15 protein-coding genes are annotated in these 20661 nt (G+C 66.2%); 14 read left to right on the top strand and 1 reads right to left on the bottom strand.

The genetic code is table 11. The features are described 5' to 3' along the window. The first annotated feature begins 10 nt into the window (after positions 1 to 10). The 14 genes from ALII_RS0106060 (at position 11) to ALII_RS0105995 (ending at position 18018) form a co-directional block, all read left to right on the top strand. Complete coding sequence (locus tag ALII_RS0106060) at positions 11 to 3865, top strand: glycoside hydrolase/phage tail family protein (protein ID WP_024586432.1); 3855 nt, start codon at positions 11 to 13, stop codon at positions 3863 to 3865. 12 nt (positions 3866 to 3877) lie between these two features. After that, entirely contained in the window at positions 3878 to 4084 is a 207-nt protein-coding gene (locus ALII_RS0106055; protein WP_024586431.1) for a hypothetical protein, read from the top strand. A gap of 104 nt (positions 4085 to 4188) precedes the next feature. Then, positions 4189 to 4443 carry a hypothetical protein gene (locus ALII_RS22655; RefSeq protein WP_244437332.1) on the top strand — a complete coding sequence of 85 codons (255 nt, stop codon included), beginning with the start codon at positions 4189 to 4191 and terminating at the stop codon, positions 4441 to 4443. A 49-nt stretch (positions 4444 to 4492) separates the two neighbouring features. Continuing rightward, positions 4493 to 5158, top strand: coding sequence for a response regulator transcription factor (locus tag ALII_RS0106045; RefSeq protein ID WP_024586429.1), 666 nt, complete (start codon positions 4493 to 4495; stop codon positions 5156 to 5158). Between the two features lie 22 nt (positions 5159 to 5180). Further along, positions 5181 to 6575 carry an ATP-binding protein gene (locus tag ALII_RS0106040; RefSeq protein ID WP_152529545.1) on the top strand — a complete coding sequence of 465 codons (1395 nt, stop codon included), beginning with the start codon at positions 5181 to 5183 and terminating at the stop codon, positions 6573 to 6575. Between the two features lie 151 nt (positions 6576 to 6726). After that, a complete protein-coding gene (locus ALII_RS0106035) occupies positions 6727 to 7119 on the top strand; it encodes a hypothetical protein (protein WP_244437329.1) in 393 nt (130 codons plus the stop codon). 67 nt (positions 7120 to 7186) lie between these two features. After that, positions 7187 to 8260: a c-type cytochrome biogenesis protein CcmI gene (gene ccmI, locus ALII_RS0106030; protein WP_024586426.1), complete on the top strand. Its 1074-nt coding sequence runs from the start codon at positions 7187 to 7189 to the stop codon at positions 8258 to 8260. 7 nt (positions 8261 to 8267) lie between these two features. Next, a complete protein-coding gene (ccmE, locus tag ALII_RS0106025) occupies positions 8268 to 8705 on the top strand; it encodes a cytochrome c maturation protein CcmE (protein WP_024586425.1) in 438 nt (145 codons plus the stop codon). A gap of 7 nt (positions 8706 to 8712) precedes the next feature. Beyond that, positions 8713 to 10707 carry a heme lyase CcmF/NrfE family subunit gene (locus ALII_RS0106020; RefSeq protein ID WP_029660257.1) on the top strand — a complete coding sequence of 665 codons (1995 nt, stop codon included), beginning with the start codon at positions 8713 to 8715 and terminating at the stop codon, positions 10705 to 10707. Beyond that, positions 10704 to 11162 (top strand): cytochrome c-type biogenesis protein, encoded by a 459-nt coding sequence (locus tag ALII_RS0106015; protein ID WP_024586423.1) that lies wholly within the window; start codon positions 10704 to 10706, stop codon positions 11160 to 11162. The genes ALII_RS0106020 and ALII_RS0106015 overlap by 4 nt, the downstream gene beginning before the upstream one ends. Positions 11163 to 11265: 103 nt before the next feature. Continuing rightward, positions 11266 to 12807: a Do family serine endopeptidase gene (locus ALII_RS0106010; RefSeq protein WP_024586422.1), complete on the top strand. Its 1542-nt coding sequence runs from the start codon at positions 11266 to 11268 to the stop codon at positions 12805 to 12807. A gap of 164 nt (positions 12808 to 12971) precedes the next feature. Beyond that, positions 12972 to 13643: a response regulator transcription factor gene (locus ALII_RS0106005; protein WP_024586421.1), complete on the top strand. Its 672-nt coding sequence runs from the start codon at positions 12972 to 12974 to the stop codon at positions 13641 to 13643. Next, on the top strand, positions 13643 to 15073 hold the full coding sequence (locus ALII_RS0106000; protein ID WP_024586420.1) for a HAMP domain-containing sensor histidine kinase: 1431 nt from the start codon (positions 13643 to 13645) through the stop codon (positions 15071 to 15073). Before ALII_RS0106005 ends, ALII_RS0106000 begins: the two co-directional genes overlap by 1 nt. Next, positions 15070 to 18018: a bifunctional [glutamine synthetase] adenylyltransferase/[glutamine synthetase]-adenylyl-L-tyrosine phosphorylase gene (locus tag ALII_RS0105995; protein WP_024586419.1), complete on the top strand. Its 2949-nt coding sequence runs from the start codon at positions 15070 to 15072 to the stop codon at positions 18016 to 18018. Before ALII_RS0106000 ends, ALII_RS0105995 begins: the two co-directional genes overlap by 4 nt. 185 nt (positions 18019 to 18203) lie before the next feature. On the opposite strand, the gene ALII_RS0105990 is transcribed toward ALII_RS0105995, so the two are convergent. Further along, the gene (locus ALII_RS0105990) at positions 18204 to 20534 is read right to left on the bottom strand and encodes a PAS domain-containing sensor histidine kinase (RefSeq protein ID WP_024586418.1); all 2331 of its coding nucleotides are present in this window, start codon (positions 20532 to 20534) and stop codon (positions 18204 to 18206) included. Between the last annotated feature and the right edge of the window lie 127 nt (positions 20535 to 20661).

Below are 20661 nucleotides of genomic sequence, written 5' to 3'. Positions count from 1 at the left end.
GGGGAACTTCATGGCGACAATCGTTCTGCAGGCTGCCGGGTCGTTTCTCGGCGGCTATCTCGGCACGTTCGGTGCGGCGATCGGCTCGGCGGCGGGTGCGATCGGCGGCTATCTCGTCGACCGCGCGCTGATCAACGGCTCGCAGCGCATCGAGGGGCCGCGGCTGTCGGGGATGCGGCCGTTCCAGGCGGAAGAGGGCGTGCCGCTTCCCCAAGTCTTCGGCACGGCGCGGATCGCCGGCAACCTGATCTGGGCGACGCGTTTCGAGGAAGAGAGCCGGACCGAGCGGCAGGGCGGCAAGGGCGGGCCGAAGACGACGACCTACAGCTATTTCGCCAATGCAGCCTTTGCGCTGTGCGAGGGCGAGATCGCGAGCGTCAGGCGGATCTGGGCGGATGGGCGCGAGATCGACCGCGAGCGCTTCGACATCCGTGTCTACCGGGGCGGCGAGGACCAGCAGCCCGACCCACTGATCGCGGCAAAGCAGGGCGATGCGCCGGCCTATCGCGGCGTCGCCTATGTGGTGTTCGACCGCTTTCCGTTGACCGATTTCGGCAACCGCCTGCCGCAATTCCAGTTCGAGGTGGTGCGGCCGGTCGGCGGCTACCAGAACGACGTGCGGGCGGTGGCGCTGATCCCCGGCTCGACCGAATACGGCCTGTCGCCGGCCGAGGTGACGCGGTCGCGGCCGGTCGGCGAGACTGAGGCGGTGAACCGGCATGTGCTTCACGCTGGCACCGACATCGAGGCTTCGCTCGACGAGCTGCAGGCGGTGTTTCCGAACCTGAAGCATGTCGCGCTGGTCGTCACCTGGTTCGGCGACGATCTACGCGCAGGGACATGCCGCGTGCGGCCGGGCGTGACGCAGGGCAATCCGGACGGGTTCTCGCAGGAGTGGGCGGTATCGGGCGTGGCGCGTGCGGCGGCCTATGTCGTCTCGCAGATCGACGACGCGGCTGCTTATGGAGGGACGCCGAGCGACCGCTCTGTGATCGACGCGATCGGCGAGATCAACCGGCGCGGGCTGAAGGTCACGCTTTATCCGTTCATCATGATGGACGTGCCGGCCGGCAACGCTTTGCCAGACCCCTATGGCGAGGCGGCGCAGGCGGTCTATCCATGGCGCGGGCGGATTACGTCGATGCCGGCGCCGGGGCAAGCGGGGAGCCCGGACAAGACGAATGCGATGCAGGGCATCGTCGCGTATTTCACCGGGGCGGTCGGTCCGGCGGATGTCGTCGCGGCGGGCGAAGGTGTCACGTGTCTGCGGCCCGACGACTGGGGCTATCGCCGGCTGGTGCTGCACTATGCGCGGCTGGCGGCGCTGGCGGGCGGCGTCGACGCCTTCCTGCTCGGCTCGGAACTGCGTGGGCTGACGACGCTGCGCGACGGGTCGAACGGGTTTCCGTTCGTCGACGTGCTGTGCGAACTGGCGGGCGAGGTGGCGGCGATGCTGCCGCAGGCGCGCATCAGCTATGGCGCGGATTGGTCTGAATATTTCGGCCACCAGCCGGGGGACGGATCGGGCGACGTCCTCTTCCACCTCGATCCGCTCTGGGCGCATCCGGCGGTGTCCGCGGTCGGTATCGACAATTACATGCCTCTGTCGGACTGGCGGGACGGCGACGAAGCCGGCGGCAATCCGGACGGGTTCTCGTCGGCCAATGATCGCGACGGCCTGCTCGAAAGCGTCTTCCGCGGTGAGGGTCATGATTTCTTCTACGCCTCGCAGGAGGACCGGGTCGCGCGGCAGCGTATGGCGATCAGCGATGGGGCGTACGGCAAGGATTGGGTGTTTCGCTACAAGGACATCAAATCCTGGTGGGAGAACCCGCATTTCGACCGGCTGGGCGGCGTCGAACTGTCCGAGCCGATGGCATGGGTGCCAGCCTCGAAGCCGGTCTGGATGACCGAAATCGGCTGTCCCGCGATCGACAAGGGGCCGAACCAGCCGAACGTCTTTCCCGACCCGAAGAGTTCCGAGAATGCTGCGCCGCATTTCTCGAACGGCGCAAGAAGCGATGTTGCGCAGGCGCGCTATCTCGAGGCGCAGCACGGGGCCTGGCAGCCGGGGCATTCGAGCTTCGACGGTACGCGCAACCCGGTGGCGGCGCTGGAAGGCGGGCGGATGGTCGATCCCGACCGGCTCTATGTTTGGGCATGGGATGCGCGTCCGTTTCCGGCATTTCCAACGCTTGGGGGCGTCTGGGCCGACGGCGCGAACTGGTTTCTCGGCCACTGGCTGAACGGGCGGGCGAGCGGCGTCGACGTTGCATCGCTCATCGAGACGATCATGACGCGCCACGGCTTGCCGCTGCCGGACGTTCGGGATGTGCACCAGACGATCGCGGGCTATGTCGTCGACGAGCCGGGGACGGCGCGCGCGGCGTTGCAGCCGTTGGTCGAACTCTTCGGCCTCGGCGTCAGCGAGAGCGGCGGGACGATCACCTTTCGCGATCCCGAGATCGTGGGCGAAGTCGTCGATCTGGTCGATCTCGTCGACGATGGCGGGGTGGTGATCGAGACGACGAGCGAGGCGCAGACGCAGGTCGCGAGCGAAGTCGAACTCGCCTATCGCGACCCGTTCCGCGAGTATCAGGCGGCGCAGGCACGCGCGGCCAAATTCGAGCCCGGCGCCGACAGCAGGGCGCGGCTCGGCTTTCCCGGAATGCTGGAGGAGGGGCAGGCGGCCGCGCTTGCCACGCGCTGGCTCGACCGGCATCGGGCGGGACGCGAGACGATCAGCTTTGCGACGGCGCCGGCGGCACTTTCGACCGGCCAGGCCGTGCGGCTGCCGCAGCGGCGCGGCGACAGGGTCTATCGCGTCGAGACGATCGAGGAAGGTCTGACCGCACGGGTTGTCGCCAGGCGCATCGGCTTGCGGGCCGCGACTGCGTGGCAGGGTATCCTGCCGCCGGTCCATACGTCGCCGAAGCTGCCGGGACCGCCGGAGGCGATCTGGCTCGACCTGCCGATGGGACCAAACGCGGAGGCTGCCGAAACCCGCCTGCGGATCGCGGCCGTAGCGCGACCGTGGCGAAGCCAGCTCGTCTTCGCTTCGCCCGATGTCGCGGGCTTCGACCTGCGCGCGCAGATCGACAGGCCGGCGACGATGGGCCGGCTGGAGGAGCCTGCGCAGCCTGGCCGCAGCGGCGTAATCGACCGCGTGACGCGCATTCGCGTGCGGCTGCATGGCGGCTCGCTGCAATCGGTGGCGGTTGCGGACATGCTCAACGGCGCCAACGCCGCTGCGATCGAAACCGCGGTCGGTTGGGAAGTTCTCCAGTTCGCCGGTGCAGAGGAAATCGCGCCGGGACTGTGGGAGGTCGGGGACTTGTTGCGCGGGCAACTCGGCACCGAGGATGCGCTGGCATCCGGGGCCCCGGCAGGCGCGCGGTTCGTGCTTCTCGACCGGGCGGTCGTGGCGGCGGGTTTGCAGTCGAGCGAGATCGGCCGCGAACTCAACTGGCGATGCGTGCCCGCCGGATACGATTTGTCCGACCGCTACGCGACAAGCGCCATCGTCAGCGGCGGAATGCGGGCGCTGTTGCCGCTTTCGCCCTGCCATTTGCGCTGCGAGCGGGCGGGCGAGGTGGTGACCTTCGCCTGGACGCGGCGCGGGCGGATCGATGCCGATAGCTGGCTGGCTGCGGACATCCCGCTTGGCGAGGCCGAAGAACGCTATCTGGCGACGCTTCTGGACGGAAGCGAGGTCGTCGGCGAGGCCGAGACGGTGCTGCCGCGCTGGCCGGTCGATGCGTCATTGGTCGAGGGACGCTCCCTGCTTCGGTTGCGCGTCAGCCAGATCAGCCTTGTGGCCGGTCCCGGCATGGTCGCGACACGCGATTTTCACTTCAACACGTAGAGGATGGAAAAGATGGACTTCGAAAAACCCTGGTACTCTTCGCGCACGAACTGGGCCTCGATCATCACCGTGGCGAGCGCCGGTGCGGCAGCCCTTGGCGTGCCGGTCGATGCGGTCGACAGCGCCGCGCTTACCGACACGGTCCTGCTGGCGGTGGCAGCGATCTCGGGACTGGTCGCCATCTTCGGCCGGCTTGCGGCGACGACCCGCATCAGATGAGCTGAAACCTAGGGCCGCGTTGTTCATTTGATGTTCAGCCCGTCTGTAATAGAACGTCACACATGAAGAACATTCGCTTCCCGACCCTGGCATTGGCAGCATCGATGGCGCTTGGCGCAGTCTTGCCGGCATCCGCGCTGCCGATGTCGTCCGCCGCCCCTGCGACACCGCAGCGCATTCTGCTCGTCCAGGGCGATTGCTACGCGGTCGGCCAGCAGATCGCGGCCGAAAACGGCGGAACGCTCGCCAAGGCGACGCCCGAGGACCGCGGCGGCCAGCAGGTGTGCGTGATCGTGGTGCTGGTGCCCGGTCAGGACGGGCAGCGACCCCGTCGTGCCGAATTCGTCGTGCCGATGTAGTCTGCGGCTGCGATTCGTCAAAAATCGGACCAAGGGACGGGACTGAACCATGCGCATTCTGGTCGTCGAGGACGATAAGGACCTCAACCGGCAGGTCAGCGACGCGCTGGTCGACGCCGGCTATGTGGTCGACCGTGCATTCGACGGCGAGGAGGGGCATTTCCTCGGCGATACCGAACCTTATGACGCGGTCATCCTCGATATCGGCCTGCCGCAGATGGACGGAATCTCGGTCGTCGAGCGCTGGCGTCGCGACGGGCGCAAGATGCCCGTCCTGATGCTGACGGCGCGCGACCGCTGGAGCGACAAGGTGGCCGGCATCGATGCCGGCGCCGACGACTACGTCGCAAAGCCTTTCCATATCGAGGAAGTCCTGGCGCGATTGCGCGCGCTCATTCGCCGTGCGGCAGGGCATGCCTCGTCGGAAATTTCGTGCGGACCGTTGCGCCTCGATACCAAGTCGTCAAAGGCCGATCTCGGCGGTGTGCCTCTGCGCCTGACATCGCACGAATTCCGGCTGCTCGCCTATCTCATGCACCATATGGGCGACGTCGTCTCGCGCACCGAACTGGTCGAGCATCTCTACGACCAGGATTTCGACCGCGACTCCAATACGATCGAGGTGTTCGTCGGACGTCTGCGGAAGAAGCTCGGCGTCGACATGATCGAGACGGTCCGCGGGATGGGCTACCGCATGCGCGAGCCCGCGCCATGAGGCGTCGCGGATCACCGCGCCCATGATGTCAAGGCGGCTGCGCTTCGGTTCGCTGACCGTCCGCGTCATCGCATTTTCGACGCTCTGGGCGCTGCTGACGCTCGTCATCATCGCGACCGTGATCTCGACCCTTTTCCGGCAGGCGAGCGAGCGCGGGTTTGAAAGCCTTCTGTCCGCGCACCTGTTCAACCTCATCAGCACGGTCAGCGTTACCGAGGATGGCTGGCTGCAGGGCAATCCGAATCTCGGCGACCTGCGGTTCACGATCCCGCGCTCGGGCTGGTACTGGTCTGTCGAGCCCGTATCCGAGGGCTTGCGCGGGTCGCTGCGCTCGATCTCGATGGTCGAGACGGTCGAGACACCGTCGACCGACGAGGTGCCGTTCGATTCCGAATTCCAGCGTCGCTATGTCGAGATGGGGCTCGACGAGGAATTCGTCGACGTCTTCGAGAGCGAATTCGTGCTCGACGATGCCGAGCGTGTCGCGCGTTTTCGGGTGATGGGCAACCGGTCGGACCTCGAGGCGGAGATCGCCGATTTCGAGCGGCAGCTCTACATCTATCTGGCCCTTTTCGGTTTCGGCATGATCGCGATCAACGCGATCGCCATTTGGCTCGGCCTGCGACCGCTCTCGCGGGTGCGTCGCGCTCTCGCCGAAATCCGTTCCGGCAGCGCGCAAAGGCTGGACGGCAGCTTCCCGGCCGAGATCGCGCCGCTTGCCGACGAAACCAACGCGCTGATCGAAAGCAATCGTCGCATCGTCGAACGATCGCGAACGCAGGTCGGCAATCTGGCTCATTCGCTGAAGACGCCCCTGGCGGTCCTTCTCAACGAAGGCGCGGCGATGGGCGGGCAAAAGGGCGGGCTCATCGTCGACCAGGCAACCGCGATGCAGTCCCAGGTCGAGCACTATCTGCAGCGCGCGCGCGTCGCCGCACAACGTGACAGCGTGCTTTTCCGGACCCCGGTCGTGGCGACGCTCGAACGCCTCGTTCGGGTTCTCTCCAAGCTCAACCGGCATCTCGACATCTCCCTCGACGCTCCCGACGACGAAATCGTCTTCAGCGGCGAGAAGGAGGATTTCGAGGAACTGGTCGGCAATCTTCTCGAAAACGCTACCAAGTGGGGGCGTTCCGCTGTGACGGTTTCCGTGCGGCGCGATGGCGACGACAGGAAGCCGGGCTTCGTGCTGACGATCGAGGATGACGGGCCGGGCATTCCCGAGGACCAGGCGCGGCTTGCGATGAAGCGGGGGCAGCGGCTCGACGAAACCAAGCCCGGCACAGGGCTCGGCCTGGCGATCGTGGCCGATCTCGTCAAGGAGTATGGCGGTTCGTTCGAGCTTGGGCGATCCGGGGAAGGGGGGCTGCGGGCAGTGATCCGTTTGCAACGCCAGCGCGACGAACTTGCCGATTGAAAGCCCTGCCGATGACAAAGTTCGGCCAAGACCCTAGCTTAGGTCTCGCTCTGAATCGACGCGGACTTCGCGTTCAGCATGGGACGTTTCAGCTTAAATGATCATCAGGTTCGCAGGAATTTTGGCCGCAGGACTTTTGGTGTCGGGGTGCATGTCGGCGCCCTCGACCGGCGGTTCGGCGCTGATCGGAGCGTTTGCCGGCCCGACGGGCGCGGGCAGCGCGCAGCCGATGTCGGCAAGCATCGCCGAGGCGATGGCGGGAGGATTGATCGGTCGAACCCTCGGCGAGGACCTCGACCGCGCCGACCGCCAGCGGGCACTCGAGGCCGAATATCGCGCGCTCGAATACACCGCATCCGGCCAGCCGGTCGCCTGGCAGGGCGGCGCACGCCTGTCAGGACAGGTGGTCGCGGCGCCGCCGTACCGGGTCGGCTCGCAGAACTGCCGGCAATACACCCATACGGTCGTTCAAAATGGCGCCGAGCGCGTTGGTCGCGGCACGGCGTGCCGGAACGAAAACGGAAGCTGGACGCCGCTCGCCTGACCGGGCGATACGAAAGGCCGCATCCCGGCGCGATTGGCAATCGACCTGACTGCCGATAGGAACGGGCATGGTTTTCTGGATCACCGCCGCAGCGTTGACCTTCGGGGTATGCCTCGTGCTGCTCGCGCCGCTGGCGCGCGGCCGAACCGATGCGGCTGACAGCCGCGTCCACGAGATCGAGGTCTACAAGGACCAGCTTCTCGAAATCGAACGCGACATGGCGCGCGGACTGATCACTTCGGGCGAAGCGGAACTGGCGCGCGCGGAGATCGGCCGCAAGATCATCCGCCTCTCCGATGCGCGCGACGCCGGCGTGGTGGGAGGAAAGCCCCGGGCGGTCGGAAGCTGGATTGGGGCGATCGCCATCCTGTCGCTGCCCCTCGTCAGTTGGGGGCTATATGCCGCCACCGGTTCGCCGGGCTATCCCGGCCAGCCATTGCAGGCGCGTCTCCAGTCCGACCCGACGCAGGCGTCCGTCGATGAGCTGATCGCGCGGGCCGAAGCGCACCTGGCCGCCAATCCGGACGACGCGCGTGGCTGGGACGTGCTGGCGCCGATCTACATGCGGCTCGGCCGCTATGGCGATGCGGCGACCGCGTTTGCCAGTGCCTCGCGCCTCGACGAGCCGACGGCGGCGCGTCTTGCCGGAGAAGGCGAGGCGCTTGCGGCATCGGCCGGAGGACAGATCACGGCCGATGCGCTGGAACGGTTCGAACGGGCGCTGGCGCTTTCGCCGGACGATGTGCGCAGCCGCTATTTCGTCGCGCTGGCCGCCGATCAGGCCGGCAATGGCGAGCAAGCCCGGCAGATGTGGCAGGACATGCGCGCAGACCTCCCGCAGGAATCCCCCTGGCACGGGGTCATCGTCGCGGCGATCGAAAATGAGGGAACGGACGCTTCGCCCGGCGCCGAGGCCGAGGCGATCGAAACCATGGTCGCAGGCCTTGCAGCCCGGCTCGAGGCCAACGCGAACGATGTCGACGGATGGCAGCAACTGATCCGCTCCTACATGGTACTGGAAAGGCCGCAGGACGCGCAGGCGGCGCTCGATCGCGCGCGCGCGGCGTTCGGACCCGGGTCGCCCGAGGCCGGTCACCTGGTGGCCTACGGCCTGTCGCTCGGCCTCGAAGTGGAGCAGTGAGATGGCGATCACGCGCAAGCAGAAACGACTGGCGGTAATCGGCGGCGCGTTCGGGTTCCTCGCGCTGGCGACGACGCTGACCTTCGTCGCGCTCGGCTCGAAGGCTTCCTACTTCTACACGCCCGCGGACGTGGCCGAAAAGGGCGTGGCCGCCGGCGAGCGCATCCGGCTCGGCGGCCTCGTCGCAACGGGCTCGATCGCCCGGGATGGCGGCACCGACGTCAGTTTCGCGGTGACCGACCGGATCGAAACGGTGACCGTTTCCTATAGCGGCATCCTTCCCGACCTGTTCCGCGAGGAGCAGGGCGTCATCGCCGAGGGCGCGTTCGACGCATCCGGGCACTTTGTTGCCGACACCGTGCTCGCGCGCCACGACGAGAACTACATGCCGCGCGAAGTCGCCGACAGCATGAAGGCGCGCGGCATTTGGCAGGACGGGGAGTAGGCGCGACATGATCGTCGAGATCGGACATTTCGCACTCGTCCTCGCCTTCGCGCTGTCGCTCGTGCTCTCGGTCGCGCCGCTGGTCGGAGCGAGGATCGGCGACGCGCGGCTGATGGGCATTGCCGAGCCAGCATCGATCTCGATCCTGGCGCTGATAGCTTTGTCGTTTGCCGCACTGACCGTGGCCTATGTCCAGTCCGACTTCTCGGTCGCGAATGTCTGGGAGAATTCGCACTCGGCCAAGCCGATGCTCTACAAGATCACCGGGGTGTGGGGGAACCACGAAGGCTCGATGCTGCTGTGGATCCTGATCCTCGCGGCATTCGCGGCGCTGGTCGCGATTTTCGGGCGGAACCTTCCCGCAACACTCCGCGCCAATGTCCTTGCCGTCCAGGGCATGATCGCAGCCGCTTTCCTGCTCTTCGTCCTGGCAAGCTCCAACCCGTTCGAGCGGATCAATCCGCCGCCGATCGAAGGGCAGGACCTGAATCCGATCCTTCAGGACATCGGCCTCGCGATCCATCCGCCGCTGCTCTATCTCGGCTATGTCGGCTTTTCGATCTGCTTCTCCTTCGCGGTCGCCGCCCTCATCGAGGGGCGCATCGACGCGGCCTGGGCACGCTGGGTACGACCGTGGACGCTGGCCGCGTGGGCGGCGCTGACCGGCGGCATCGCGATGGGCTCCTACTGGGCGTATTATGAGCTCGGCTGGGGCGGCTACTGGTTCTGGGACCCGGTGGAGAATGCCTCGTTCCTGCCCTGGCTCTCCGGCACCGCCTTGCTGCACTCGGCCATCGTCATGGAAAAGCGTTCGGCGCTGAAAATCTGGACGGTGCTGCTCGCCATCCTCACCTTCTCGCTCTCGCTTCTCGGCACCTTCCTCGTTCGATCGGGCGTGCTGACTTCCGTACATGCTTTCGCGACCGACCCGACGCGCGGCGTCTTCATCCTGATGATCCTGATCGCCTTCATCGGCGGTTCGCTGGCGCTTTTCGCATTTCGGGCCTCTACGCTCACCGCCGGCGGCGTCTTTCATCCGATCTCGCGGGAAGGGGGGCTGGTTCTCAACAATCTCTTCCTGACCACCGCAGCGGCGACCGTCCTGGTCGGCACGCTCTGGCCGCTCCTCGTCGAGGCCGTTTCGGGCGAGAAGATTTCCGTGGGCGCACCGTTCTTCAACATGACCTTCGGCCCCTTGATCGTGCCGCTCCTGTTGGCCGTGCCCTTCGGTCCGCTCCTCGCCTGGAAACGCGGGGATCTCCTCGCGGTCAGCCAACGCCTGTTCGCCGCCTTCGGCGTGTCGCTGGCCATCGCCCTTGCCACCTTCTTCATCGTCGACCGCGTCAGCGCGCTTGCGGCCTTCGGCATCGCGGTGGCGTTCTGGCTGGTCTTCGGCGCGATCACCGATCTGGCGCTGAAATCGGGCGTCGGCAAGGTGTCCGCCCCCGTCGCGCTGCGCCGCTTCATCGGATTGCCGCGCTCGGTCTTCGGGACCGCGCTCGCCCATGCGGGTCTTGGGCTGACGACGCTCGGCATCGTTGCGGTAAGCGCGCTGGAGGTCGAGCGGATCGCGGTCATGCAGCCAGGGGACGCAATGGACGTCGCCGGCTACGAACTGCGCTTCGACGGCATTTTTCCGTTCGAGGGGCCGAACTACACGGAAGAGCAGGGCCGCTTCACCTATTCGGACCGATCGGGCCGCGAGCGCGGCGAGATCGTCTCGGCCAAGCGCTTCTATCCGGCGCGCCAGATGCCGACGACGGAGGCCGGCATCGCCTCGCGCGGCTTCAGCCAGCTTTACGTCGCGCTCGGCGACCGGGCGCCCGATGGCGGCATCGTCGTCAGGGCATGGTGGAAACCGCAGGTGCTGTTCATCTGGATCGGCTGCGTCGCGATGATGCTGGGCGGCGCGATCTCGCTGCTCGACCGGCGCTTGCGTGTCGGCGCACCCGCCGCGCGCCGTGCCACGCCGGCCCGACCCGCCGTCGAGCCGGCAGAATGATCGCGCGCCTCCTCGTCATCCTCTGGCTGGCGCTCGGGACGGTCGCCGCACATGCGGTGCTCGCGCCCAACGAGATGCTCGACGATCCCGCACTCGAGGCGCGCGCGCGTGCGCTCTCGGCCGAACTTCGCTGCATGGTCTGCCAGAACCAGTCGATCGACGATTCGGATGCCGAACTGGCGCGCGATCTGCGGGTGCTGGTGCGCGAGCGCATTGCCGCCGGCGACAGCGACGAGGCGGTAATGGAATACGTCGTCTCGCGCTACGGCGAGTTCGTCCTGCTGCGGCCGACCTTCACGGCGCGCAATGCGCTGCTTTGGGGAATGCCGGTGATCCTGCTCGTTGCCGGCGGGGCATTCCTGATCCTTTCGTCGCGCCGGCGCCGGATCTCGACGCCCGGCCTCAGCGAGGAAGAAAGCCGCAAGCTCGACGGCATCCTCGGCCGCCAGGACTGACATTACGAAAGTTTCATGCCGGGGAAATGGCGCCGTAATGTCGCCGGGCCTATCTCTTGTCCATCAGGCGCAATCGCGCTGTTCTCGCTTCACGAGGCTCATCATGGACACCAATCGACCTTCTCCGATCAAGACCCGCAAGCGCCGGCTCTTCGCCACCGCCGCTTCGCTCGCGCTCGCCGGCGCCATCGGCTTCGGCGCCGTGACCACCGGTACGCTGCCCGTTAGTGCCGAAGCTGTGCGCGTCGAGACCACGCAGCAGAATCCCGGCTTCGCCGATGTCGTCGAGCGCGTTTCGCCGGCCGTCGTTTCCGTGCGCGTCGATTCGCAGGCTGCGCCGGTTTCCGATCGCGGCCAGGGAATGCCTTTCAGCGCGCCAGGCTTCGAGGACCTTCCCCAGGATCACCCGCTCAACCGCTTCTTCCGCGAATTCCGCGGCGAGGACGGTCGCTCGGAGGGCCGTCGCAGCGGTCCGCGCGATCGTGCCGAGCGCGCCCGTCCCTCCTCGCAGGGTTCCGGGTTCTTCATCTCGGCCGACGGCTATCTCGTAACCAACAATCACGTCATTCGCGGCGGGTCGGCCTATACGGTCGTGCTTGACGACGGGACCGAGCTTTCCGCCGAACTCGTCGGCTCCGATCCGCGCACCGACCTTGCCGTGCTGAAGGTCGATGAAGATCGCGAGTTCACCTACGTTGCCTTCGCCGACGACAACGATGTTCGCGTGGGCGAATGGGTCGTCGCGGTCGGCAATCCGTTCGGGCTGGGCGGCTCCGTGACGGCCGGCATCGTCTCGGCGCGTGGCCGCGACATCGGCGCCGGCCCCTATGACGATTTCCTGCAGATCGACGCCGCCGTCAATCGCGGCAACTCCGGTGGACCGGCCTTCAACCTCAATGGCGAGGTCGTCGGCATCAACACCGCGATCTTCTCGCCCTCGGGCGGCAATGTCGGCATTGCGTTCGCCATTCCCTCGTCGACGGCCGAGACCGTCGTTTCGAGCCTCATCGAAAACGGTGCCGTGACGCGCGGCTGGCTCGGCGTGCAGATTCAGCCCGTCACCGACGAGATCGCCGAATCGCTCGGCCTCGAGAATGCGACCGGCGCGCTGATCAGCCAGCCGCAGGCCGATGGTCCCGCCGTCGCCGCCGGCATCCAGTCCGGCGATGTCGTGACGGCCGTCAACGGTCAGGCGGTCGCATCGCCGCGCGAACTCGCCCGCCTCGTCGGCAACCTGACGCCCGGCAACACCGTGACCGTGGACATCTGGCGCAATGGCGAGACCCAGCAGGTCGAGGTTGAACTCGGCACCCTGCCTGGCGACGACCAGCTCGCCGCGGCGACGCCTTCCGGCGAAGCTCCGACAGGCGACGTCGCACTGACGGATTTCGGCCTGACGGTCATTCCGTCGGAAGACGGCAACGGGCTTCTGGTCACCGATGTCGATCCCGATAGCGCAGCCGCCGAGCGCGGCATCGAGCCGGGCGACGTGATTGCCGCCGTTAACTCGCAGCCCGTCAAGTCGTCGCGGGATGTCGCCAGCGCCGTTTCGTCGGCCGAACAGGCAGGGCGCAGTGCCGTTCTCCTTCAGGTCAGCCGCGACAATTCCAACCGCTTCGTCGCGCTGCCCATCTCGCAGGGCTGATCCGCGCGAAGACCAGGTCCAAGCCAAAGCGCCGCTTCAAATGCTCCGAGGCGACGCGATGGCTGGACGTCGGGCCGGTTGACGTCCAAGACTGGCGGCCGGTTCCGGCGGCGGCGGGTCCCCATCACCCGCCGCCGCTTTCTTATCTGGAGTGATGCGTGCCGATGAAACTTCTGGTTATCGAGGACGATCGCGAAGCGGCCGAATATCTGGAGAAGGCATTCGATGAAGCCGGCCATCTCGCCCACATCGCCGCCGATGGCGAGACCGGCTACACGCTGGCGAGTTCGGGCGAATACGACGTGCTCGTCGTCGATCGGATGCTGCCGCGCCGCGATGGCCTGTCCGTCGTCGCCGCATTGCGCGCGCGCGGGAACGATACCCCGGTCCTGATCCTGTCGGCGCTGGGGGAGGTCGATGACCGAGTGACGGGCCTTAGGGCCGGCGGCGACGACTATTTGACCAAGCCCTACGCCTTTTCCGAACTCCTCGCCCGGGTGGAAGTCCTGAAGAAGCGCGGCGGCTCGAAGGATGTCGAGACGGTCTACCGCGTCGGCGATCTGGAGCTCGACCGCCTGTCCCACTCGGTCAAGCGCGCAGGCAAGGAGATCGTGCTCCAGCCGCGCGAATTCCGGCTGCTCGAATATCTGATGCGCCATGCCGGACAGGTCGTGACGCGCACCATGCTGCTCGAAAATGTCTGGGACTATCATTTCGATCCGCAGACCAATGTCATCGACGTTCACATCTCGCGCCTCCGCTCGAAGATCGAGAAGGAATTCGATACCCCCGTCCTGCACACGGTGCGCGGCGCCGGCTATATGCTGAAAGCCTGATGCTGGGCTCGATCTCCGCGCTGATGAAGACGACGGCGGCGCGGCTTTCCGCGCTCTATCTTCTGCTGTTCGCGATCTGCGCGGTCGGCCTGGTGTTTTACATGGGCTCGCTGACGATGCGCATGCTGACGGGCCAGATCCAGGACACGGTCTCCGAAGAGGTGCTGAGCCTCGGGCGCGCCTACCAGCGCGGCGGGCTGACGACGCTGGTGCGCGTGGTGGAAGGCAGGTCGCGCCAGCCCGGCGCCTATCTCTACATCATAGCGGACCCGACCGGCCGTATCCTCGGCGGCAACGTGCAGAGCCTCGAGCCGCAGGTGCTCGGCGCGGAAGGCTGGACCGAGCGGCCCTTTTCCTATGAGCGCTACGGCGAGCCCGAAACGCGCACGGCCGACGTGCCCACCGCCCGAGAGGGCCCGCACATGGCAATGGCCGTCGTGGTGCGCCTGCCCAACCAGATGATCCTGCTGGTCGGTCGCGATCTCGGCGAACCCGAGCGCTTCGGCAATGTGATCCGCCGGGCGCTGATCGTCGCCTTCGGCATGATGGGCCTCGGCGCGCTCGCCATCTGGTTCCTCGTCGGCCGGCGCGCTTTGAAGCGGATCGACAACATTTCCGATGCGAGCCGGCGCATCATGGGCGGCGACCTGTCCGGCCGCCTGCCGGTGGCCGGCGCAGGCGACGAGTTCGACCGGCTGTCGCAGAACCTGAACGAGATGCTGGCCCGGATCGGCGCGCTCAACGAGGGGCTGAAACAGGTTTCCGACAATATCGCGCACGATCTGAAGACGCCGCTGACGCGCCTGCGCAACCGGGCCGAGGCGGCGCTTGCCAGGGGCAACGAGCCACAGCATCGCGCAGCGCTGGAAGCGACGATCGCCGAATCCGACCAACTCATCCGCACCTTCAACGCGATCCTGATGATCAGCCGGCTGGAATCGGGCTACTCGGCCGAGAATACGGCCGTGATCGACCTGTCGGCGATCGTCGCCGACGTCGTGGAACTCTACGAGCCGGCCGCCGACGAAGTGGGCGTCGCGCTCGCTGCCGACGCACCCGCCGGCTTGGTCATTTCCGGCAATCGCGAACTCATCGGCCAGTCGCTGTCGAACATCGTCGACAATGCGATCAAATACTCCGCAGGGTTCGGCGAACATCCTCGCGTGCGCGTGGCGGCGAAGCGCAGCGGAGGCGAGATCGTCGTTTCGATTTGCGACACGGGACCGGGCATTCCGCCCGAGGACCGCGCAAGGGCGACGGAGCGTTTCGTCCGTCTGGAGCAGAGCCGTTCCCAGCCCGGCTCGGGTCTCGGCCTCAGCCTAGCCAAGGCCGTCATGACCTTTCACGGCGGACGGCTTGAATTGTCGGGCGAAAACCCTGGATTATGCGTCTCCATGATCTTCCCGGCAGGCGATTCCCCAGCTCCATGACAAAAAACGACGCAAACGGCCCGACCACACTCCAGGCATTCGGGCGCGCGTCGCTGAAACCGCTTCGCCCCGACAATGCCGCCGAACTGGTCGCGGACTTCATCGAGACGGCGCGCCAGGACGAATGTGCAGCGCTGGCCGATGCGCTCGAGGCCGACAAGGATGTGTCCGCCTTCCTCGGCGCAGCGTTCGACCTCTCGCCATTCTTGCGCGACGCGGCGCGCCGTCGGCCCGCGATCCTCCAGAGCCTCGTCACCACACCGCTCGACAAACGGCTGGCGGCGATCATCGAGGAAATCGGCGCGTCGGCCTCGCTGGCGGACAATGAGACGACGCTGATGAAGGCGCTGCGGCTTCTGAAAAGCGAGGCGCATGCCCTGCTTGCGCTGGCCGCCCTTGCCGGCATCCATTCCGCCGAGACGACGGTGGCGCAGCTCAGCGATCTGGCCGATGCCTGCATCGGCGCGGCGATCGACTTCCTTCTGGTCGAGACGCATGACCGCGGCGCGATCAAATTGCCGGACCGGACGAAACCGGGCAGAGGGTCGGGCCTCGTCGTTCTCGGCATGGGCAAGCTCGGCGCGCACGAGCTGAACTTCTCGTCGGACATCGATTTGATCCTGTTCGTCGATGTCGAAGCCGAGGCGATTCTCGATCCGCTCGATGCGACGGATCTTTTCTCGCGGCTCGCGCGCCGGCTCGTACGGATATTGCAGGACAGAACCGAGCACGGATACGTCTTCCGCACCGACCTGCGGCTGCGCCCCGATCCGGGCTCGACGCCGCTTGCGATCCCGACCGAGGCGGCGCTGAACTACTATGAGGGACGCGGTCAGAATTGGGAGCGCGCGGCGATGATCAAGGCACGCCCGCTCGCCGGCGACATCGCGGCGGGCGAGGCCTTCCTTGCCGAGCTGACCCCCTATATCTGGCGCAAATACATGGACTTTGCGGCGATTGCCGACGTCCATTCGATCAAGCGCCAGATCCACGCGCACAAGGGTCATGGCGAGATCGCGGTCAAGGGTCACAACGTCAAGCTGGGGCGCGGCGGCATTCGCGAGATCGAATTCTTCGTCCAGACCCAGCAATTGATCGCCGGCGGACGGTTCCAGGAACTGCGCGGCCGCCAGACGGTGGCGATGCTCGCCGTCCTCGCCGAGCGCGGCTGGATCGGCGCGGAGGCGCGCGATGCGCTCGCGAAACAATACTGGTTCCTGCGCGACGTGGAGCACGCGATCCAGATGGTCGCCGACGAGCAGAGCCATGTGCTGCCCGAAGACGATGACGGTCTGCGCCGCATCGCGCTGATGCTCGGCTTCGAAGACGAGACGAAATTTTCCGAGACGTTCCGCGCCTCGCTGCAACTCGTCGAAAAGCACTATGCGGCCTTGTTCGAAACCGCGCCGCAACTGTCGCGCGGGGTCGGCAATCTGGTCTTCACCGGAGATGTCGACGATCCCGACACGCTGCAGACGCTTTCCGAACTGGGTTTCGAGCGGCCGAGCGACATTGCGCGGCTGATCCGCACCTGGCATTTCGGCCGCTATCGCGCAACGCAATCGGCCGAGGCGCGTGAGCGCCTGACGGAGCTGACGCCGGCGCTGCTGGAAGCTTTCGGGCAGACCAAGCGCGCCGACGAGGCGATCCTGCGTTTCGACGAGTTCCTGAAGGGGCTGCCCGCCGGCATCCAGCTCTTCTCGCTGTTCCAGTCGAACCCGTCGCTCCTGAAGCTGCTGGCGACGATCATGGGCGCCGCGCCGCGCCTCGCCCAGATCATCACCCGCCGTCCGCACGTCTTCGACGGGCTGCTCGATCCGGGGCTCCTCTCCGAACTGCCCAACAAGGCCTATCTCGCCGAGCGCCTGGACGGGTTCCTGACGGGCGTCGAACTGCATGAGGAGCTGCTCGACCGTCTGCGCATCTTCGCGGCAGAGCAGAAATTCCTGATCGGCATCCGGCTTCTCTCCGGCGCCATCGACCATCGCCGCGCCGGCAAGGCCTTTTCCGACCTCGCCGACCTGACGATCGGCAGTGCGCTGGAGGCGGTGCAGGCGGAATTCGCGATCCGGCACGGCGCGATGGCCGGCGGCAAGGTCTGCATCGTCGGCATGGGCAAGCTCGGCAGCCGGGAGCTGACGGCAGGCTCCGACGTCGACCTGATCCTGCTCTACGACCATGACGAAGACGCCGAGGAATCCGATGGCGAAAAGCCGCTTGCGCCGGCGCATTACTTTACCCGGCTGACTCAGCGCCTGATCGCAGCCGTCTCGGCGCCCACCGCGGAAGGGGTGCTTTACGAGCTCGACTTGCGCCTGCGCCCCTCCGGAAACAAAGGGCCGGTCGCAACCCATATCGACGCTTTCGCGAAATATCAGCGCGAGGAAGCATGGACCTGGGAGCACATGGCGCTGACGCGGGCCCGCGCCGTCGCCGGCGACCCGGACCTGATCGCCGTCGCCAACGCGCATGTCGCGGACGTGCTGGCGACGAAGCACGATGCCGGCAAGGTCCGCGCGGACGCGGGCGAGATGCGCAAGCTCATCGCCAGCGAAAAGCCGCCGCGCGACGTCTGGGATGTGAAGCTGGTTTCGGGCGGGCTGATCGACCTCGAATTCATTGCGCAGGTGGCCACGCTGACCGGCCGCGTGGATGGCGATGAGCACACGGCTTCGACCGTCGAGACGTTGCAGCGCCTGTCACCGGATTTTTGCGATCCGACCGCACGCGACGAACTCGTCGCCGCCCACGAGCTCTACGCGTCGCTGACGCAGATATTGCGGCTGTGCCTGACCGGTCCGTTCGAGCCGGACGACGTGCCGCCGGGCCTCGCCGACCTTCTGCTCCGCACCACCGACCTGCCGGACCTGAAGGTGCTGGAGGCGCATCTGAAGGACACGTCGAAGACGGTGTCTGGGCATTTCAGGAAGCTGATCGGGAAATGATCGGATCGTCGGTGGCGTAGCGGCGGAACTGGACGGACCTGGACCTCTGTGACAAGCACAGACGTGACGGCCGCAATGGATAGACCAACTCGACTTCCGATCGTGTGCTACGTCTCCACCGTCACCTCTGTGCTTGTCACAGAGGTCCAGGCCTCGACATCTCCACCGCGCAATGTCGCGTCACCTTACGCCGCCTGCTTGACCGGCACCTGCTCGCGGGCAGGGATGCGGACCGAGACGATGGTGCCGACGCCCTCGTTCGAGCGGATCTTCAGCGCGCCGCCATGAAGTTCGGCCAGCGAGCGCGAGATGGCGAGGCCGAGGCCGGAACCGGTGTGGTTCTTGGAGAACTGGTTCTGCACCTGCTCGAACGGGCGGCCGAGCTTCTTCAGCGCGTCCTTGGGGATGCCGCAGCCCGTATCCTCGATGCTGATGACGACCGAATTGCCGATCTTGCGGGCGCGCATCGAGATGTTGCCGCCTTCGCCGGTGAACTTCACGGCGTTGGACAGAAGATTGAGCATGATCTGCTTGACCGCGCGGCGATCGGCGAAGAGCTCCATCGTGTTGGAGATCTTGGTCTCGACATTGATCTGCTTTTTCGCTGCCTGCAGCGCGACGACGCGGATCGCCTCGTCGATGAGCGGGTTGAGTTCGATGCCTTCGCGGTCGATCGAGAACTGGCCGGCTTCGATCTTGGACATGTCGAGAATGTCGTTAATGACGCCGAGGAGGTAGGTGCCCGATCCGTGGATGTCGCGGATGTACTCCTCGTACTTGTCGGAGCCCAGCGGGCCGAAGAGGCGCGTCGACATCAGTTCGGAGAAGCCGATGATGGCGTTGAGCGGCGTGCGCAATTCGTGCGACATGTTGGCAAGGAATTCGGACTTGGCGCGGTTGGCGGCCTCGGCGCGTTCCGTTTCCTTCATGTATTCGCGGTTGAGCTCGACGAGTTCGCGCGTGCGCTCGCCTTCGGCCTTTCGGGCAAGCGACAGGTCGTGGATCGTCGCCATCAGGCGACGCTCGGAATCGACCAGCTTTTCCTGGTTCTGCTTGATCGGCGTAATGTCGGTGCCGACCGAAACTGTGCCGCCGTCGCGGGTGCGCAGTTCGTTGACCTGCAGCCAGCGCCCATCGCCGAGCTGGCGCTCATAGGTCGCGCCGCCGGCAAGGCCGCTGGAATTGGCAAGCTTGCGCTCATGCGCGAAGGCCGTCATGCGCTTGGCGATCGTCTCGCGGCTGGTGCCGGGGAAGACGTCGGCATCCGACAAACCGTGATCCTTCTGGAACTTCGAGTTGCACATGATGAGATGCTGGTTGGCATCCCACAGGACGAAGGATTCGTTGATGTTCTCGATGGCGGTGCGCAGGCGAAGATCGGCCGTTTCCGAACGCTGGGCGAGGTGCCGCTGCTCGGTGATGTCGACGGCGATGCCGACGAGGTGGATATCGGCGGCGTCGGGATCGTTGACCTGCGCCTTCGCCCTGATCCAGACCCAGCCGCCGCTGGCATGGCGCATGCGGAAGATCTGGTCGAACTGGTCGGTTTCGCCTTCGGCGACGCGCTGCGCGATCGCCATCAGGTCGCCGTCCTCGGGATGGATGATCTCGGAAATGGAGCCGAAGGACAGCATGCCTTCGCAGGGCTCATAGCCCAGCATCTCGTACATCGAGCGCGACCAGTGCATGCGCCCGCGGGCGAGGTCCCAGTCCCAAATGCCACAACGCCCGCGCGTCAGCGCCATGTCGTTGCGAAGATTGGCTTCCTCATAGATGCGGTCGGCAGCTTCCGCGCGCGCGGCCTGCGTGAAATAGGCGTAGAGGACGACGAGAAGGACGCCGGCCGTCAGCACGAACAGCGTTACGTTGAGCGCCAGCGACTTGCGCCATTCCTCAAGTACGGTGTCGCGCGAGATGAGGGCGAATGCCGCGCCGGTGCGCCCTTCGAGAAGCTCGGCGGCGGCGAACCAGCTTTCCCCGGCGACGGTGACTTCCAGCACGCCGGCGCGCTGGCCGAACATGAAGAGTGGCTGGCCGTCGACGACCAGATTTTCGAGCGACTGGCCGACGAGCTGCTGCTGGCCGGTCGTGGCAACGATCTCGAACTCGGCATCCGTGATCATCAGAACCTGTTCGTCGGCGATGACGGAGTGGCGCGTCGTATCGCGCAGCACGGCTTCCGAGATCAGCTTGTCCGGCGCGCTCTCGCCATGGCTGGTCCGCATCGCGTGATAGACCTGGCTGGCGGTGAGGCCCAGAAGGCCCTTCGACGTCGCTTCGAGGTCTTCCTTCCAGGCAAAGAGCGACAGCGAGCGCATCGCCGCGATGAGGAGCAGGAAGCAGATGACGAGGGTGGGGATCGAACGGCGCAGATAGGGTTCGGCGGCCAGAAGCCGCTTATAGGCCGGCGCGGCAATGAAGCGCGCATGACCCGCGAGGCGAACCTTCTTCTGGCGCGGCCTGCGCCAGGTAAAGAGTTGCCCTGCGGCCGCGCCCCACGCGTCCGTTAGTGCCATTGATGGCTCCCCGAATTTCGAACCTTGCGAATCGATCCGGCAACGCCGCACTTCCGAATCGTCTATAAGGAATCAGAGCCGATTCGCGCTGTCCAGAGCATCGGACCAAATCTTGCTGAAATGTTGA

The organism is Aliihoeflea sp. 2WW (genome assembly GCF_000497755.1).
Lineage (GTDB): Bacteria > Pseudomonadota > Alphaproteobacteria > Rhizobiales > Rhizobiaceae > Aliihoeflea.
This window is presented reverse-complemented; position numbering and strand designations above follow the sequence as displayed.

What these genes read in the sequence shown, in the direction of transcription:
- ALII_RS0106045 (WP_024586429.1), top strand. Translation starts at nt 4,493, where the DNA reads ATGCGCATTCTGGTCGTCGAGGACGATAAGGACCTCAACCGGCAGGTC.
- ALII_RS0106060 (WP_024586432.1), top strand. Translation starts at nt 11, where the DNA reads ATGGCGACAATCGTTCTGCAGGCTGCCGGGTCGTTTCTCGGCGGCTAT.
- ALII_RS0106055 (WP_024586431.1), top strand. Translation starts at nt 3,878, where the DNA reads ATGGACTTCGAAAAACCCTGGTACTCTTCGCGCACGAACTGGGCCTCG.
- ALII_RS0106005 (WP_024586421.1), top strand. Translation starts at nt 12,972, where the DNA reads ATGAAACTTCTGGTTATCGAGGACGATCGCGAAGCGGCCGAATATCTG.
- ALII_RS0106015 (WP_024586423.1), top strand. Translation starts at nt 10,704, where the DNA reads ATGATCGCGCGCCTCCTCGTCATCCTCTGGCTGGCGCTCGGGACGGTC.
- ALII_RS0106000 (WP_024586420.1), top strand. Translation starts at nt 13,643, where the DNA reads ATGCTGGGCTCGATCTCCGCGCTGATGAAGACGACGGCGGCGCGGCTT.
- ALII_RS0105995 (WP_024586419.1), top strand. Translation starts at nt 15,070, where the DNA reads ATGACAAAAAACGACGCAAACGGCCCGACCACACTCCAGGCATTCGGG.
- ALII_RS0106010 (WP_024586422.1), top strand. Translation starts at nt 11,266, where the DNA reads ATGGACACCAATCGACCTTCTCCGATCAAGACCCGCAAGCGCCGGCTC.
- ALII_RS0106035 (WP_244437329.1), top strand. Translation starts at nt 6,727, where the DNA reads ATGTCGGCGCCCTCGACCGGCGGTTCGGCGCTGATCGGAGCGTTTGCC.
- ALII_RS0106020 (WP_029660257.1), top strand. Translation starts at nt 8,713, where the DNA reads ATGATCGTCGAGATCGGACATTTCGCACTCGTCCTCGCCTTCGCGCTG.
- ALII_RS0105990 (WP_024586418.1), bottom strand. Translation starts at nt 20,534, where the DNA reads ATGGCACTAACGGACGCGTGGGGCGCGGCCGCAGGGCAACTCTTTACC.
- ALII_RS22655 (WP_244437332.1), top strand. Translation starts at nt 4,189, where the DNA reads ATGGCGCTTGGCGCAGTCTTGCCGGCATCCGCGCTGCCGATGTCGTCC.
- ccmI (WP_024586426.1), top strand. Translation starts at nt 7,187, where the DNA reads ATGGTTTTCTGGATCACCGCCGCAGCGTTGACCTTCGGGGTATGCCTC.
- ALII_RS0106040 (WP_152529545.1), top strand. Translation starts at nt 5,181, where the DNA reads ATGATGTCAAGGCGGCTGCGCTTCGGTTCGCTGACCGTCCGCGTCATC.